Source organism: Streptomyces sp. KM273126, from assembly GCF_004337435.2.
Taxonomy (GTDB): domain Bacteria; phylum Actinomycetota; class Actinomycetes; order Streptomycetales; family Streptomycetaceae; genus Streptomyces; species Streptomyces acidicola.
The window spans coordinates 176,726-191,897 of sequence record NZ_SJXB02000001.1; the positions used below are offsets into that span (position 1 = coordinate 176,726).

General features: G+C 70.6%; 13 protein-coding genes. 7 read left to right on the plus strand and 6 right to left on the minus strand.

The genetic code is table 11. The annotated features are described in order from the left end of the window. Window positions 1–86: 86 nt before the first annotated feature. Together E0500_RS00705 and E0500_RS00710 are read left to right on the plus strand one after the other, a co-directional pair. Complete coding sequence (locus E0500_RS00705; RefSeq protein ID WP_399118325.1) at window positions 87–1,667, plus strand: amylo-alpha-1,6-glucosidase; 1,581 nt, start codon at window positions 87–89, stop codon at window positions 1,665–1,667. Then, window positions 1,664–3,601, plus strand: a complete 1,938-nt coding sequence (locus E0500_RS00710; RefSeq protein ID WP_131568097.1) for a glycogen debranching N-terminal domain-containing protein — start codon at window positions 1,664–1,666, stop codon at window positions 3,599–3,601. The genes E0500_RS00705 and E0500_RS00710 overlap by 4 nt, the downstream gene beginning before the upstream one ends. Before the next feature lie 127 nt (window positions 3,602–3,728). Here E0500_RS00710 and dusB read toward each other — a convergent pair whose 3' ends face one another. Further along, window positions 3,729–4,907 (minus strand): tRNA dihydrouridine synthase DusB, encoded by a 1,179-nt coding sequence (dusB, locus tag E0500_RS00715; protein WP_131568095.1) that lies wholly within the window; start codon window positions 4,905–4,907, stop codon window positions 3,729–3,731. Between the two features lie 80 nt (window positions 4,908–4,987). Between dusB and E0500_RS00720 the strand changes: the two genes are divergently transcribed. Further along, a complete protein-coding gene (locus E0500_RS00720; RefSeq protein ID WP_131568093.1) occupies window positions 4,988–6,454 on the plus strand; it encodes an MFS transporter in 1,467 nt (488 codons plus the stop codon). A 98-nt stretch (window positions 6,455–6,552) separates the two neighbouring features. Here the strand turns inward: E0500_RS00720 and E0500_RS00725 are convergent, their stop codons facing one another. Next, window positions 6,553–7,593, minus strand: coding sequence for a helix-turn-helix transcriptional regulator (locus tag E0500_RS00725; RefSeq protein WP_258572579.1), 1,041 nt, complete (start codon window positions 7,591–7,593; stop codon window positions 6,553–6,555). Between the two features lie 111 nt (window positions 7,594–7,704). Here E0500_RS00725 and E0500_RS00730 point away from each other — a divergent pair, with 111 nt between their 5' ends. Together E0500_RS00730 and E0500_RS00735 are read left to right on the plus strand one after the other, a co-directional pair. Then, entirely contained in the window at window positions 7,705–9,141 is a 1,437-nt protein-coding gene (locus E0500_RS00730) for an MFS transporter (protein WP_309504763.1), read from the plus strand. Window positions 9,142–9,303: 162 nt separating this feature from the next. Next, entirely contained in the window at window positions 9,304–9,510 is a 207-nt protein-coding gene (locus E0500_RS00735; protein ID WP_131570222.1) for a hypothetical protein, read from the plus strand. A gap of 3 nt (window positions 9,511–9,513) precedes the next feature. Here E0500_RS00735 and E0500_RS00740 read toward each other — a convergent pair whose 3' ends face one another. Further along, window positions 9,514–10,119 (minus strand): ABATE domain-containing protein, encoded by a 606-nt coding sequence (locus tag E0500_RS00740; RefSeq protein ID WP_181587202.1) that lies wholly within the window; start codon window positions 10,117–10,119, stop codon window positions 9,514–9,516. Between the two features lie 66 nt (window positions 10,120–10,185). On the opposite strand from E0500_RS00740, the gene E0500_RS00745 reads away from it, so the two are divergent. Continuing rightward, window positions 10,186–10,644, plus strand: coding sequence for a VOC family protein (locus tag E0500_RS00745; RefSeq protein ID WP_131570218.1), 459 nt, complete (start codon window positions 10,186–10,188; stop codon window positions 10,642–10,644). A gap of 57 nt (window positions 10,645–10,701) precedes the next feature. Here the strand turns inward: E0500_RS00745 and E0500_RS00750 are convergent, their stop codons facing one another. From E0500_RS00750 to E0500_RS00760, 3 genes are all read right to left on the minus strand, one after another. After that, complete coding sequence (locus tag E0500_RS00750; protein WP_131570216.1) at window positions 10,702–11,289, minus strand: TetR family transcriptional regulator; 588 nt, start codon at window positions 11,287–11,289, stop codon at window positions 10,702–10,704. 26 nt (window positions 11,290–11,315) lie between these two features. Next, complete coding sequence (locus E0500_RS00755; RefSeq protein WP_131570214.1) at window positions 11,316–12,320, minus strand: aldo/keto reductase; 1,005 nt, start codon at window positions 12,318–12,320, stop codon at window positions 11,316–11,318. A gap of 249 nt (window positions 12,321–12,569) precedes the next feature. Continuing rightward, the gene (locus E0500_RS00760; RefSeq protein WP_131570212.1) at window positions 12,570–13,949 is read right to left on the minus strand and encodes a glycine--tRNA ligase; all 1,380 of its coding nucleotides are present in this window, start codon (window positions 13,947–13,949) and stop codon (window positions 12,570–12,572) included. A gap of 219 nt (window positions 13,950–14,168) precedes the next feature. On the opposite strand from E0500_RS00760, the gene E0500_RS00765 reads away from it, so the two are divergent. After that, on the plus strand, window positions 14,169–15,167 hold the full coding sequence (locus E0500_RS00765; protein WP_131570210.1) for a metal ABC transporter substrate-binding protein: 999 nt from the start codon (window positions 14,169–14,171) through the stop codon (window positions 15,165–15,167). Window positions 15,168–15,172 lie beyond the last annotated feature (5 nt).

Below are 15,172 nucleotides of genomic sequence, written 5' to 3' on the forward strand. Positions count from 1 at the left end.
CATATTGAGTTTTGCGTGTTAAATAGACGTAACTCTACGGTAGCCACTGCCGAACCGGTCGGCTCGACGTCCTCGGGGGGCCCTGCGTGGACCGCACAACCCAGCTCACCGCCCAACTGCGGGACCGCACGGGCCCACTCCGCACCCCGGCCCCACCTCCGGCGGCCGAGCCGGGCAAGCCGGCCGAGCCGCGTGGAATCGGGCCCGGTCCGGACGGGATCGCGCACGTCGGAGCCGATGTATACGATCCGGCGGCGCCGGCCGGTTGCCTGCACCGCAGGGCCGCCCGGGTGCTGGAGGACAACTGGACGGGGACGTCGACCGTGCCGTCGCGGGGGCTGTATCCGCACCAGTGGTCGTGGGACTCGGCGTTCATCGCCATCGGGCTGCGGCACCTGTCGCCGTTACGGGCGCAGACGGAGCTGGAGACGCTGCTCGGCGCCCAGTGGGGCGACGGCCGGATCCCGCACATCGTCTTCAACCCCTCCGTACCGCTCGACGCGTACTTCCCGAGCCCCGACTTCTGGCGTTCCTCGACCGCGGGGCACGCCGCGGGCGCCCCGCGCACCGTACAGACCTCGGGCATCGTGCAGCCACCGGTGCACGCGCTCGCCGCATGGCTGGTCCACCAGGCCGACCCCGGACTGTCCCGGGCGCGCGGCTTCCTGCCCCGGCTGTACCCGCGCCTGGCCGCCTGGCACCGCTATCTGCTGCACCGCCGTGACCTCGGCGGAGGCGGCCTCGCCTCGGTCGTCCACCCCTGGGAGCAGGGCATGGACAACTCCCCGTGCTGGGACGCCCCGCTCGCCCGCGTCACCCCGGCCCCGGCCCGCTCCTTCCGCCGCGCCGACCTCGACCACGGCGCACCCGAGGACCGGCCGACGGACCTGGACTACGGGCGGTACGTGCGTCTGGCGACGGACTACCGGGACGGCGCCTATGCCGACGGCCGCGGGAGCTTCGCCGTCGAGGACCCGGCGTTCAACGCGCTGCTGATCGCCTCGGAGCACGCACTCGCCCGGATCGCGAAGGAGCTCGGCGCCACGGGCACGGCCCGGCACGCGCGCGCGGAGCGGCTGACGGCCGCCCTGGTGGACCGGCTGTGGGACCCGGCGGAGGGCATGTTCTTCTGCCGGGACGTGCGCGGCGGCGGACTGATCCCCGAGCGCGGTGTCTCCGGGCTGGTCCCCCTGCTGCTGCCGACCCTGTCGCGTGACATCACCGACACCCTGCTCCGCACGGCGAGCGGACCGCACTTCGGGCTCGGCGGGGCCGCCCGTCTCGTACCGAGTTACGACCTCACCGGTGAGGCCTTCGACCCGCACCGGTACTGGCGCGGGCCGGCCTGGTTCAACACGGCCTGGCTGATCGAGCGCGGGCTGCGGCTGCACGGTGAGCGGGAACGGGCCGACGTGCTGCGGGAGGATTTCCTGAGCATCGCCGGGACATCCGGGTTCGCGGAGTACGTCGACCCGTACACCGGCGAGGCCTGCGGGTCGGGCGACTTCAGCTGGACGGCCGCACTCACGCTCGACCTGCTCCACCAGCCCCCGGGGCACGGCGTGACCCCCGTGGGCATCGGCACGTTCGGCATGAACGACATGGACCGCACGGACGGCATGGACGACATGGACGGCATGAGGGACAAACGAGGGGACCGGGGATGACGGACCGGCAGCATCTGCTCGTACGCGGCAGGACGTTCGCGGCCGTGGGCGACGGCGGCGACATCAGCGGGGTACGCGGCGGCAACCCCCCGGACGGGCTGTTCGTACGGGACGCCCGCCACCTCAGCCGCTGGCAGCTCACCGTCGACGGCGCCGTACCCGAGACGCTCACCCCGGTCGCCGACGGCGACACCGCGCGCTGCGTCCTCGTACCGCGCGGCGGCCGCCAGGAACCGCCGGCGTACACGCTCTTCCGGGAACAGGCCGTCACCGACGGCGCGTTAGTGGAGTCGCTGCGCGTCACCAGCAACCGCCCGGTGCCGACGACGGTCCATATCGCGGTCACCGCGGACGCCGACTTCACGGACCAGTTCGAACTGCGCTCCGACCACCGCACGTACACCAAGACCGGCGCCGTGCGCTCCCGCACGGTCCTCGACGACGGCGTGGAGTTCAGCTACCGGCGCGGCGAGTGGCACTCCTGTACGACGGTCACGTCCGAGCCCGCGCCCGACGGCGTGGAGGAGACGGGCACGGGCGCCCGCCGCCTCGTCTGGGCCCTCGACCTGGAGCCCCACGGCTCGGCGGAGCTGACACTCCAGGTGGCCGCACGCCCGCACGGCACCCCCCGCGCACCCGAGGTTCCGTCCTCCCCCGCCATCGCCACCGAGCAACTCCTCGCCCTGGAGGGCGAGTTCGCGGAGGGCGTGCCCTTCCCGACGAGCTGGCCGGAGCTGGCGGCGGCGTGTGCGCGCGGGCTCAGCGACCTCGCCGTGCTCCAGGTCCCCGCGACGGGCCCGGACGGGGAGGAACTGCGCGTCCCGGCGGCCGGAGTCCCCTGGTTCCTCACGCTGCTCGGCCGCGACGCGCTCCTCACCTCGCTGTTCGCCCTCCCCTACCGCCCGGAGCTCGCGGCCGCCACCCTCCCCGCACTCGCCGCCACCCAGGCCACCGAGGTCGGCCTCGACGCGGTGGCCCAGCCGGGCAAGATCGTGCACGAGGTACGGCACGGCGAGCTGGCCCACTTCGGCCAGGTGCCGTTCGGGCGGTACTACGGCTCGGTGGACGCGACCCCGCTCTTCCTCGTCCTCCTCGGCGCGTACGTCGAGCAGACCGGCGACGTGAGCCTGGCCCGCCGTCTGGAGCCCCACGCCCGTGCCGCGATCGGCTGGATGCTCGACCACGGCGGCCTCACCTCCCGCGGCTACCTGGTGTACCGCGCGGACCAGGGCGGCCTCGCGAACCAGAACTGGAAGGACTCCCCGGGAGCGATCTGCTCGGCCGACGGCAGCCGTCCCTCCGGGCCGGTGATGGCGGCGGGCGCCCAGGGCTATGCGTACGACGCGCTGCGCCGCACGGCCCACCTCGCCCGCTCGGTGTGGGAGGACGAGGTCTACGGGGCACTGCTGGAGCAGGCGGCGGCCGATCTGCGCGACCGCTTCCAGCGGGACTTCTGGATGGCCGACCACGGCTTCGCCGCGCTGGCCTTGGACGGTGAGGGCAACCAGGTCGATGCGCTTGCGTCGGACGCGGGGCATCTGCTGTGGTCGGGGTTGCTGGACAAGGAGTACGGCGAACTCGTGGGGCGGCGGTTGCTGGAGCCCGACTTCTTCTCGGGGTGGGGCGTACGGACGGTCGCGGCCGGGCAGCCCGCGTATCACCCGCTGTCCTACCACCTCGGTTCCGTGTGGCCGCACGACAACGCGCTGATCGCGCTGGGGCTCGCGCGGTACGGGCTGCACGACGAGGCGCGGACGGTTGCGCACGGGCTGGTGGACGCGGCGATGGCGACCGGGCACCGGTTGCCGGAGGTCCTGGCCGGGTACGGGCGGGACACCCACCCGGAGCCCGTTCCTTATCCGCATGCGTGTGTGCGGGAGGCTCGGGCGGCTGCGGCGCCGTTGGCATTGCTGACGGCCGTTGGGGGTGCGTGAGCGCTCCGCTGGGTTGGGCGGATGAGAGCTCGGGACTGGCTGTCGGTTCGCGGCTGCGGGTTGTGTGTGGCTTGTCGCGCAGTTCCCCGCGCCCCTGACGGGCGCGCCCCTGACGGGGCGCAGCCCATTACCCCCCCGACGTGTCCAGTTCTGCTTCCTCGGTCACGCCCGTGCAGTCGTACGGGTCCTTGAGCCAGCCGTCCGGCAGTACCACGCGGTTGTTGCCGGAGGTGCGGCCGCGCGGGCCGTCGGCGCCCGTCGGCCAGGGCTGGTCCAGGTCCAGTTCGTCGAGGCCGCCGCGGAGTTCGTCCAGCGAGGACGTGATCGCCAGGCGCTTGCGCATCTCGGAGCCGACCGCGAAGCCCTTCAGGTACCAGGCCACGTGCTTGCGGAAGTCGATGACGCCGCGGGACTCGTCGCCGATCCACTCGCCGAGGAGGGTGGCGTGGCGGACCATGACGTCGGCCACCTCGCGGAGGGACGGGCGGACGCCGTATCCATCAGTGCCTCCGGCACGGGCTCCAGTACGGCCCTCGAAGGCCGCCACCAAGTCCGCGAACAGCCACGGGCGCCCCAGGCACCCGCGGCCCACGACCACTCCGTCGCAGCCCGTCTCCCGCACCATCCGCAGCGCGTCCTCGGCCGACCAGATGTCGCCGTTGCCGAGGACGGGGATCTCGGGCACGTGCTCCTTCAGGCGGGCGATGGCGTCCCAGTCGGCCGTGCCGCCGTAGTGCTGGGCGGCCGTGCGGCCGTGGAGGGCGATGGACGTCACGCCCTCCTCGACGGCGATGCGGCCGGCGTCGAGGTACGTGATGTGGTCGTCGTCGATGCCCTTGCGCATCTTCATCGTGACGGGGAGGTCACCGGCCCCGGTCACGGCCTCGCGGAGGATCGCGCGGAGGAGGTTGCGCTTGTACGGGAGGGCCGAGCCGCCGCCCTTGCGGGTCACCTTCGGGACCGGGCAGCCGAAGTTGAGGTCGATGTGGTCGGCGAGGTCCTCCTCCGCGATCATGCGGACGGCCTTGCCGACGGTCACCGGGTCCACGCCGTACAGCTGGATCGAGCGCGGGGTCTCCGACGCGTCGAACCTGATCAGCTGCATGGTCTTGTCGTTGCGCTCGACCAGGGCCCGGGTCGTGATCATCTCGCTGACGTACAGCCCTTTGCCCTCGCTGAACTCACGGCACAGCGTGCGGAAGGGCGCGTTCGTGATGCCGGCCATGGGGGCGAGCACGACGGGCGGCTGGACGGTGTGCGGGCCGATCCGGAGGGGACTCGTGGGGGCGACGGTGGACGTGGACATTCCCTCATTGTCGCGTACTCCGGCCACCCCCTCCAGTCATTAGTTAGGCGCACTATTGATTTTGGCGTACGATGGAACGCATGCCCGAGCTCAGTCACCGCCGGCGTCTGCTGGTGCTCGCGATCTGCTGCATGAGCCTGCTGATCGTGAGTCTCGACAACACGGTCCTGAACGTCGCCCTGCCGTCGATGCAGCGGGAACTGAACGCGAGCGTGTCAGGGCTCCAGTGGACGATCGACGCGTACACGCTCGTGCTCGCCTCACTGCTGATGTTCTCGGGGGCGACCGCGGACCGCATCGGCCGCAAGCGCGTCTTCATGGCGGGTCTGGTCGTCTTCACCATCGGCTCGGCGCTGTGCTCCCTCGCCCCGAACCTGGAGGCCCTCGTCGCCTTCCGGATGGTCCAGGCGGTGGGCGGTTCGATGCTGAACCCGGTCGCGATGTCGATCATCACCAACACCTTCACCGACCCACGTGAGCGTGCCCGCGCGATCGGTGCGTGGGGAGCCGTCGTCGGCATATCGATGGCCGCCGGTCCGCTGGTCGGCGGGCTGCTCGTGGAGTCGGTCGGCTGGCGCTCGATCTTCTGGATCAACCTGCCCGTCGGGCTGGCCGCGCTCCTGCTCACTCTGCGCTGTGTCCCCGAGTCCCGCGCCCCGAAGGCCCGCCGTCCCGACCCGGTGGGGCAGGTCATGGTGATCGCCCTGTTCGGTGCCCTCACGTACTCGATCATCGAGGCGCCGAACTCCGGGATCGCCCACGTCCTCCCCTTCGCGGTCCTCGCGCTCGTGGCCCTGATCGGCATCCTCTGGTACGAGCCGCGCCGCGCCGAACCCCTCATCGAGCTGCGTTTCTTCCGGTCGGCACCGTTCAGCGGGGCGACGGTGATCGCGATCGGCGCGTTCGCGGCGCTCGGTGGCTTCCTCTTCCTGTCGACGCTGTACCTGCAGAACGTGCGCGGTCTGGACGCCCTGCACGCGGGCCTGTGGATGCTGCCGATGGCGGTGCCGACCTTCGCCTGTGCGCCGCTGTCCGGCCGGCTGGTCGGCAGCCGGGGGCCACGGCTGCCGCTCCTGCTGGCCGGGTGCGCGATGACCGCGAGCGGTGTGCTCTTCGCCGTCTTCGAGGCCGAGACGTCGAACGTCACACTCTTCATCGGATTCGTCCTGTTCGGCGTGGGCTTCGGCTTCGTCAACTCCCCCATCACCAACACCGCCGTCTCCGGCATGCCCCGCGCCCAGGCCGGGGTCGCCGCCGCCGTCGCCTCCACCAGCCGCCAGATCGGCCAGACGCTGGGCGTCGCGGTGATCGGTGCGGTGCTGGCGGCGGGCGTGAGCTCGTCGGCGTACCGGGACACGTTCGTGTCGGCCGCCCGGCCCGGCTGGTGGATCATCGCCGGCTGCGGCCTCGCGGTACTGGTCCTGGGCGCGCTCACGACGGGGCGGTGGGCCCGCCGGACGGCCGAGCGCACGGCCGACCGCCTGGAGGCGGCCGAGGTCCGGAGCACGGCGGGAGCGGTGTCCGGGGCGAACGCCGACCGGGCGTAGCTCAGGGGTGTCAGGTGCGTGGCTCAGGTGCGCCAGGTGCGTAGCTCAAGCTCGCCAGTGCGCCCCGCCGCCACAACGGGATCAGCCGCCCCACGGGATCACCGGGCGGCCGCCTCCCGCTCCAGCGCGAGGGCGTGCAGTTTCTCCAGCCGCTCGCGCGACTCCTCGTCGACCGGGGCGTACGTCACCATCCGTGGTCCGCTGCTCGGGCCGAGCCAGAGGTCGGTGTGGTCGAGGGTGAGCGGACCGACATGGGCGTTGACGAACTGCTTGCGCTTGCTGCGGGCCCCCGCGACGACCTCGTGGCGGTCCCAGGCCTCGCGGAACTCCGCGGACTCCGTGTGCAGCCGGTTCAGCAGCGTCTTCCAGGCGGGGTCGGCGAGATGACCGGCCATAGCTGCGCGCAGCTTGGCGGCCATGAACCGGGTGGTCTCCTCCAGGTGCACGATCGACGAGCGCCACTCCTCGTGGGTGTAGGCGAGGACGATGCAGTTCAGGTCCTCGGGCGGCACCGCGGCGAGGTCGCAGAGCAGCAGGCCGTACGTGCGGTTGTACGCGAGGATGTCGTACCGGCTGTTCTGCAGGCAGGCCGGGAACGGCTCCATCTGCTCCAGGATGGCCCGCTGCGCCGGGGTCACCGACGAACAGTTCTTGCCGGGCGAGGGGTCCACGGCCCCGGCCAGGTTGAACAGGTGCTCGCGCTCGCTGGAGTCGAGGAGCAGGGTGCGGGCGAGGGCGTCGAGGACCTGCACGGAGACCTGGATGTCCCTGGCCTGTTCGAGCCAGGTGTACCAGGTGACGCCGACTGCGGAGAGCTGCGCGACCTCCTCTCGGCGCAGTCCGGGCGTGCGCCGGCGCCGCCCGCGGGGCAGGCCGACCTGCTCGGGCGTGATGTGCTCGCGACGGTGGCGCAGGAACGCGGCGAGCTCGTGCCGGCGTACGGCCGACTCCTGCGCCGCAGGAGGCCGTACCGTCGTTGGCTCGTCCGTCGCAGGCTCGTCCGTCGCCGGCCCGCCCATCTGCGGTGAGCGTGCCGCCGGGGAGCGTGCCTCGCGTGGGCGGGCCTCGCGTGGTGGTGTTTGGCCTGGTGGTGCCTGGCGTGGTTGTGCCTCGGTCGCCCGTACCGCCATGGTCGTCATGCCTCCAGCGTGCGGCCCTGCGGACCCTGTTGCACCTGTTTTCCAGGTAGTGCTTCTACCAGGATAAGGAGACTCTGGTACCAGGCTGAGCCAGGCAGGAACCTGCTTGGTGTGACCGATACGGATTCCCTCACCACCACCCCCGTCCGCGCCCCCACCGCCCCGCCGTCCGTGCTGGGCGGTCTCGGGCTCTTCACGGTCCTGCTCGGCGCGGCGCTCCCGCTCATCGACTTCTTCATCGTGAACGTGGCCCTGCCGACGATCGGCCGCGACCTCTCCGCGGGCGAGGCGGTCCTGGAACTCGTCGTCGCCGGGTACGGCGTCTCGTACGCCGTTCTGCTGGTCCTCGGCGGCCGGCTCGGCGACCTCTTCGGCCGGCGCCGGTTGTTCCTGTGGGGCATGGCCGCCTTCGGGGTGACCTCGCTGGCGTGCGGGCTCGCTCCGGACGCCTGGTCGCTGGTGGCGGCGCGGGTCGCACAGGGCGCGGCGGCGGCCGCGATGCTCCCGCAGGTGCTCGCCACCATCCAGGCGACGACCTCCGGCGCGCACCGCGCCCGGGCGATGAGCCTGTACGGCGCGACGGCCGGGCTCTCCATGGTGGCCGGGCAGATCCTCGGCGGCGTCCTGGTGGCGGCCGACATCGCTGGCACCGACTGGCGCGCGGTGTTCCTGGTGAACGTGCCGGTCGTCGTGGTCGGCCTGGTCCTGGCCGCGCGTGCCGTGCCCGAGACCCGCTCGTCGCACCCGGAGCCCGTGGACGGTCCCGGCACGGTCCTGCTGGCCGTGTCCCTGCTGACCCTCCTCGTGCCGCTCACCGAGGGGCGGGCGGCGGGCTGGCCCCTGTGGACCTGGCTGGCGCTGGCCGCGTTCCCGTTCGCGGCCGGTGCCTTCTACTTGGTCGAGCGCCGGGAGGACCGCCTGGGCCGTACGCCCCTCGTACCGCCCAGTCTCTTCGCGCTCACGTCACTCCGCCGGGGCCTGGTCATGATCGTGCCGTTCTCGATCGGCTTCAGCGGGTTCATGTTCGTGATCGCGGTGGCGTTGCAGCAGGGCGCGCGGCTCGGTCCGGTCGCGGCCGGTCTCGCGCTGTCCCCGATGGCGGTGTCGTTCTTCCTCGTCTCGCTGGCGGGTCCGCGGCTGGTCGCCCGGTACGGCACCCGCGTGGTGACCGCGGGCGGGCTCATCCAGGCGGCGGGCGTGGCGCTGATGGCCCTCGCCGTGTGGCGGAGCTGGCCGGACCTGACCTGGCTGCCGCTCCTGCCCGGCGTGACGATCGCGGGTTCCGGTCAAGCGCTCCAACTCCCCATCCTCTTCCGGATCGTCCTCTCCGAGGTCCCGTCCGCACGGGCCGGAGTCGGCAGCGGCGTCATGATCACCACCCAGCAGTCGGCCCTCGCCCTGGGCGTGGCCACCCTCGGCTCCCTCTTCCTTTCGCTGGTCCCGGGGATGGGCATGGGCGACGCCCTGGCGACGACACTCCTGGTCCAACTGGCGGGAATCGCCCTGACGGTGGCGCTGAGCCTGCGGCTGCCGCGAACGATCAGCTAGGAGAAGCGGTCGAACTCGTCGCCCCGAGAGCCCCTGTTGATGTTGGTCTTGCTGCAAACTCCTTGCTGCACAAAGATTCAGAAGGAGTCAGAAGGAATCAGAAGGCTCAACACCCCCTGGAGCACCGAGCGTCGCCAGGAGGCGTGGAGACGTGGAGATGTGATGCTGGAGATCAACACGAGCAAGGTGACCCGCTGGGACCAGCACGGGCGCGAACACACCGTCCGGGTCGAACGCACGGGAGTGCAGCGCACGATCGCATGCGACACGTGCGGCTGGCGGAAGGGCGCACAGTTCCTGTCGTGGCTGAAGGCGGAGGAACACCTGGCCGAGGAGCACCAGGCGACGGTGGACCCCAAGACGGCGTAGCGCTCACCGCCCTTCCTCGGCGCGGCGGGCGCGCAGGGCCCGCACCTTGTGGCGGTTGCCGCAGTGTTCCATGGAGCACCAGCGGCGCCGTCCGGGCCGTGAGGTGTCGACGTAGACGAGGTAGCAGCGCTCGCCGGCGCACATGCGGACGCGCTCGGCGTACGGCCCGGTGAGCAGCTCGACGGCATCGCGGGCGACGCTGGAGACGAGCTGGGTCCCGACGGCCACTCCCGCCCACACACGCCGCTCGCCGTCGCCGACGATCGCGGGGACCAACGGCGGATGAGCGGCCGCCTCGTTGAGGACATCGAGGTCCTCACGGCCCCCGCCCGCCACACCGAACTCGGGCAACCCGCCGCAGATCCGCGCCACGACTACGCGGAACAGCGCGTCCCGGACCCGACGGGCGTACGCCACGTCCTGCTCCGTGACCTCCAGCGCGGGCGTGGGCGTGAGCCGCGACCGCTCGGCCCAGGCGACCAGATCGGCGGGCGCGTGGAGCACCTCGAACCTGCGGAAGGCACCCGGCCCTCCGGTGGTGAGCAGTTCGAGACAGAGCGCACCGGGGTCGAACCGGAACGAGACCCCGGAGTGGGACCGCAGCACCATCCCGGACACACGCAACAACCCCCGACCTGTGGACGACGAGCCTCTGTAACCAATATAACCAGTTACATGAACGACGCTCTGCACTGGAAGCTGGTCATCGACACCCACGACGCCCGGACCATGGCGGACTTCTGGGCCACGGCACTGAAGTACGAGGTGGAGGACGCGACCGCGCTCATCGACCATCTCCTGTCAACGGGCGACCTCCCCGAGGCTGCGGTCGCCGAGCATGAGGGCCGCCGCTCCTTCCGGGGCTACGCGGCCGTACGCCACCCCGAGGACCCGTACGACTCGTTCACCGGCATCGGCAAGGGCCGTCGTCTGCTGTTCCAGGACGTCCCCGAGCCGAAAACGGTGAAGAACCGCCTGCACATCGACATCCACGCGGAAGCCGGCGGCCGGGACGAGCTGGTCTCCCGCCTGGAATCCCTGGGCGCGACCCGTGTCCGTGAGGTGGACAAGGGCCCCGCGGGCCACTGGTGGTTGATGCAGGACCCGGAAGGCAACGAGTTCTGCGTGGCGTGACAGCAGGGCGGGGACGACAGGGCGGGGACGACAGGGTCCCAGGGCGGGGCGCGGGCGTCAGGCCTTCAGGCCCCGCAGCAGCAGGTCCACCACGGCGTCGAATTCCGCCTCTGTCCCGGGCTGTTCCCACTCGGGGGCGTAACGCGGGTCGTGGAAGCGGCGTGAGGCGTGGAAGAGGGCGCGGGCGGTGGCGTCCGGGTCGTCGGTGCTGAAGGTGCCGGCGTCGACGCCCGCCTGGACCATCCGCCTCAACTGGCCTGTCAGTTCGGCCAGGTGCTCGCCCACCGCCCCACCGCTCTCCTCGGTCAGGACCATGTACGTGGCGAAGAGCTCGGGGTCGTCACCGGCCTTGCGGCGCTTGGCCGCGAAGAGAGCGGTGAACCAGTCGCGCAGCCGGGCCTCCGGGTCGCGGTCCTCGGCGACGATGCCGGAGAGGGAGTCGGACGTACGGTCCAGCCAGCGCTTCGTCACCGCCTCCCGCAGCGCCGCCTTCGTACTGAAGTGCCGGTAGACACTGCCGTGGCTGACTCCGAGCGCGCGGGCCACGTCCACCACGGTCGCCTTGGCGGGGCCGTGGCGGCGCAGCACCTCCTCGGTCGCTTCGAGGATGCGCTCGGCGGTCAGGGTCTGCGGGGTCGGTGCCATGAGAGAGACCGTACCGGGAGGGCCGGTCAGCGCTCGCTGTCGAGCGTCGACATCTGCGCGGGCGCATAGCGGTCGCCCGCCGCCGCGTCGGCCGGGATCGCGGATTCGATGGCCGCCAGGTCCGCGTCGTCCAGCGTCACGTCCAGCGCGCCCAGCGACTCGGTCAGCCGCTCCCGGGTGCGGGCGCCGATCAGCGGCACGATGTCCTCGCCCCGTGAGAGCACCCAGGCGATGGCGATCTGCGCGACACTGACGCCCTTCTGCTCGGCGATCTTGCGCAGGGACTCGACGAGGTCGAGGTTGTGGTCGAGGTTCTCGCCCTGGAAACGGGGGGAGTGGGAGCGGAAGTCGTTCGCGGCCAGCTGCCGGTCGCGGGTGTAGTGCCCGGAGATCAGACCACGGGACAGCACGCCGTACGCCGTGATGGAGATGCCCAGCTCACGGGTGGTCGGCAGGATGCTCTGCTCCAGGCTCCGCGAGATGAGCGAGTACTCGATCTGGAGGTCCACGACAGGGGCGGTGGCGGCGGCCCGCCGGATGGTGTCGGCGCCGACCTCACTCAGCCCGATGTGCCGCACGTATCCCTTCTCCACCAGTTCCGCGATGGCGCCGACCGTCTCCTCGATCGGCACGCCGGGGTCGATCCGGGCGATCCGGTAGACGTCGATGTGGTCCACGCCGAGGCGCTGGAGCGAGTAGGCGGCGAAGTTCTTCACCGCGGCCGGTCGTCCATCGACACCACCCCACTCGCCGTCCGGGCCCCGCAGCGCCCCGAACTTGACGCTGGTGAGCGCCTGTTCGCGCCGCGCCGCCGGAGCGGACCGCAGGGCCTCGCCGATCAGCATCTCGTTGTGGCCCATGCCGTAGAAGTCGCCGGTGTCGAGCAGGGTCACGCCCGCTTCGAGCGCGGCGTGGATGGTCGCGATGGATTCGGCCCGGTCCGCGGTGCCGTACAGCGCGGACATGCCCATGCAGCCGAGGCCGAGGGCGGAGACCTGGGGGCCGGTGGTACCGAGGGGACGGGTTTGCATGAGGGCTCCTTGGGATGTCGTGAACCGTGGGCCGTACGCGGCACGCGTCCACGGTGCCGTACATCCACCCTGGCATGACAGCTGACAGATTTCAATATTTGTCAGCTGTCAGTCGCCGGGCACCCCTCTGTCATGCGCCATGCGCCATCCGCCATCCGCCGACCTACAGGGACCCGTAAAAACGGCTGTTCCCCGCACCCCAAAAGGGGTACGGGGAACAGCCCGGCCGCTCGTGCGGCCGGAAGGCTCCTAGCAGCCGATCAGACGCGCCGCGAGGTACGCCTCGATCTGGTCCAGCGACACGCGCTCCTGCTTCATCGAGTCACGCTCACGCACCGTCACCGCGTTGTCGTCCAGCGTGTCGAAGTCGACCGTGACGCAGAACGGCGTACCGATCTCGTCCTGGCGGCGGTAGCGGCGGCCGATCGCGCCGGCGTCGTCGAACTCGATGTTCCAGTGCTGGCGCAGGGCCTGGGCGAGCCCCTTCGCCTTCGGGGACAGCTCCGGGTTGCGGGAGAGCGGGAGGACCGCGACCTTCACCGGGGACAGGCGCGGGTCGAGGCGCAGCACCGTGCGCTTCTCCATCTTGCCCTTGGCATTGGGGGCCTCGTCCTCGACGTAGGCGTCCAGGAGGAAGGCCAGCATCGTGCGCCCGACACCCGCCGCCGGCTCGATCACGTACGGGGTCCAGCGCTCGCCCGCCTCCTGGTCGAAGTAGGAGAGGTCCTGGCCGGAGGCCTTGGAGTGGGCGGAGAGGTCGTAGTCGGTGCGGTTGGCCACACCCTCCAGCTCGCCCCACTCGCTGCCGCCGAAGCGGAAGCGGTACTCGATGTCGGCGGTGCGCTTGGAGTAGTGGGAGAGCTTCTCCTGCGGGTGCTCGTACCAGCGCATGTTCTCTTCACTCAGACCCAGGCCGGTGTACCAGTTCCAGCGCTCCTGCATCCAGTACTCCTGCCACTTCTCGTCCTCGCCCGGCTTGACGAAGAACTCCATCTCCATCTGCTCGAACTCACGGGTACGGAAGATGAAGTTGCCCGGCGTGATCTCGTTGCGGAACGACTTGCCCATCTGCGCGATGCCGAACGGCGGCTTGCGGCGCGAGGAGGTCTGCACCTGGGCGAAGTTGGTGAAGATGCCCTGGGCGGTCTCGGGGCGCAGGTAGGCGATGGAGCCGCTGTCCTGTGTCGGGCCGAGGTGCGTGGAGAGCAGGCCGGAGAACTGCTTGGGCTCGGTGAACTGGCCCTTGTTGCCGCAGTTCGGGCAGTTGACCTCGGCGAGACTCTCGGGCATGCGGCCGTGCTTCGCCTCGTACGCCTCCTCCAGGTGGTCCGCGCGGAACCGCTTGTGGCAGGAGGTGCACTCGGTGAGCGGGTCGGTGAAGGTGGCGACGTGGCCGGAGGCCACCCAGACCTCGGTGGCCAGGATCACGGACGAGTCGATACCGACGACGTCCTCGCGCGACGTGACCATGTAGCGCCACCACTGGCGCTTGATGTTCTCCTTGAGCTCGACACCCAGCGGTCCGTAGTCCCAGGCGGCGCGCTGGCCACCGTAGATCTCGCTGCACGGGAATACGAAGCCACGGCGCTTGCTCAGGCTGACGATGGTGTCGATCTTGTCGGCGGCCACGGTGCTCTCTTCATTACGACGACGGGCGACGAAGCGGATGCGCTCCTGGAGGGAAGCGATGCGCCTCAGAGCGAATGCTTCAGGTTACCGGCGGGGGCTCCCCTCCAATCAAATCGGTTCGGTCAGGAGGTAGCACAAAACGGTCACCGACCCCTCACCTCGGCCTTACCCATAGCCTCACCCAGGGCTTGTTGACAATCATTTCCATCTTTGCTGAAAATGACTGTCATGAACGTAGTACGACGACAGCGTCGAAACCGGCGACACCGGCGACACCTCATATCCGGGACCGCGGTCGCGGCGGCCACCGCCCTCGGCCTCGGCACCCTCACCGCATGCTCGGACACGTCCGCCGCCTCGGGCAACACGGACAAGTTCGACGTCGTGGCGTCGTTCTACCCCATGGCCTACCTCGCCGAGCAGATCGGCGGGAAGTACGTACACGTCACCACCCTCACCGAACCCGGCCAGGAGCCGCACGACCTGGAGATCAGCGCCCGGCAGACCGCGCAGCTCCAGGAATCGGACGCCATTCTCTACCTCAAGGGCCTCCAGCCGTCCGTCGACGACGCCGTCGCCCAGTCCGAGGTCAGGACGAAGATCGACGCCACCACACTGACCTCCCTGGAGAAGCACGGCACCGAGGTCGGCGGCCACGCGGCCGAGCACGACCACGAGCACGGCGAGGAGGCGGGCGGCAAGGACCCCCACATCTGGCTCGACCCGGTGAAGTACGCCGAGGTCGCCAAGGGCGTCGGCGCCGCCTTCGAGAAGGCCGACCCGGACCACGCGGACGTCTACAAGACGAACACCGAGGCCCTGGTCGAGAAGCTCGGCGCCCTGGACTCCCAGTTCGACAGCGGCCTGAAGAACACCAGGACCAGGGTCTTCATCACCACCCACGCCGCCTTCGGCTATCTCGCCGAGCGCTACGGCCTGACCGAGGAGGCCATCGCCGGCCTCGACCCGGAGTCGGAGCCCAGTGCCGCCCGCGTGAAGGATCTTGAGAAGATGGCCAAGGCCGACGGGGTCTCCACCGTCTTCTACGAGACTCTCGTCAGCGACAAGACCGCGAAGACCCTCGCGAAGGACTCGAACCTGAAGACGGACGTGCTCGACCCCATCGAGGGCATCACGTCCAAGTCCCGGGGCGACGACTACATCCAGGTCATGGAAGCCAACCTCAAGGCGCTGCAGAACGCACTGGGCGCCAAGTGACCTCC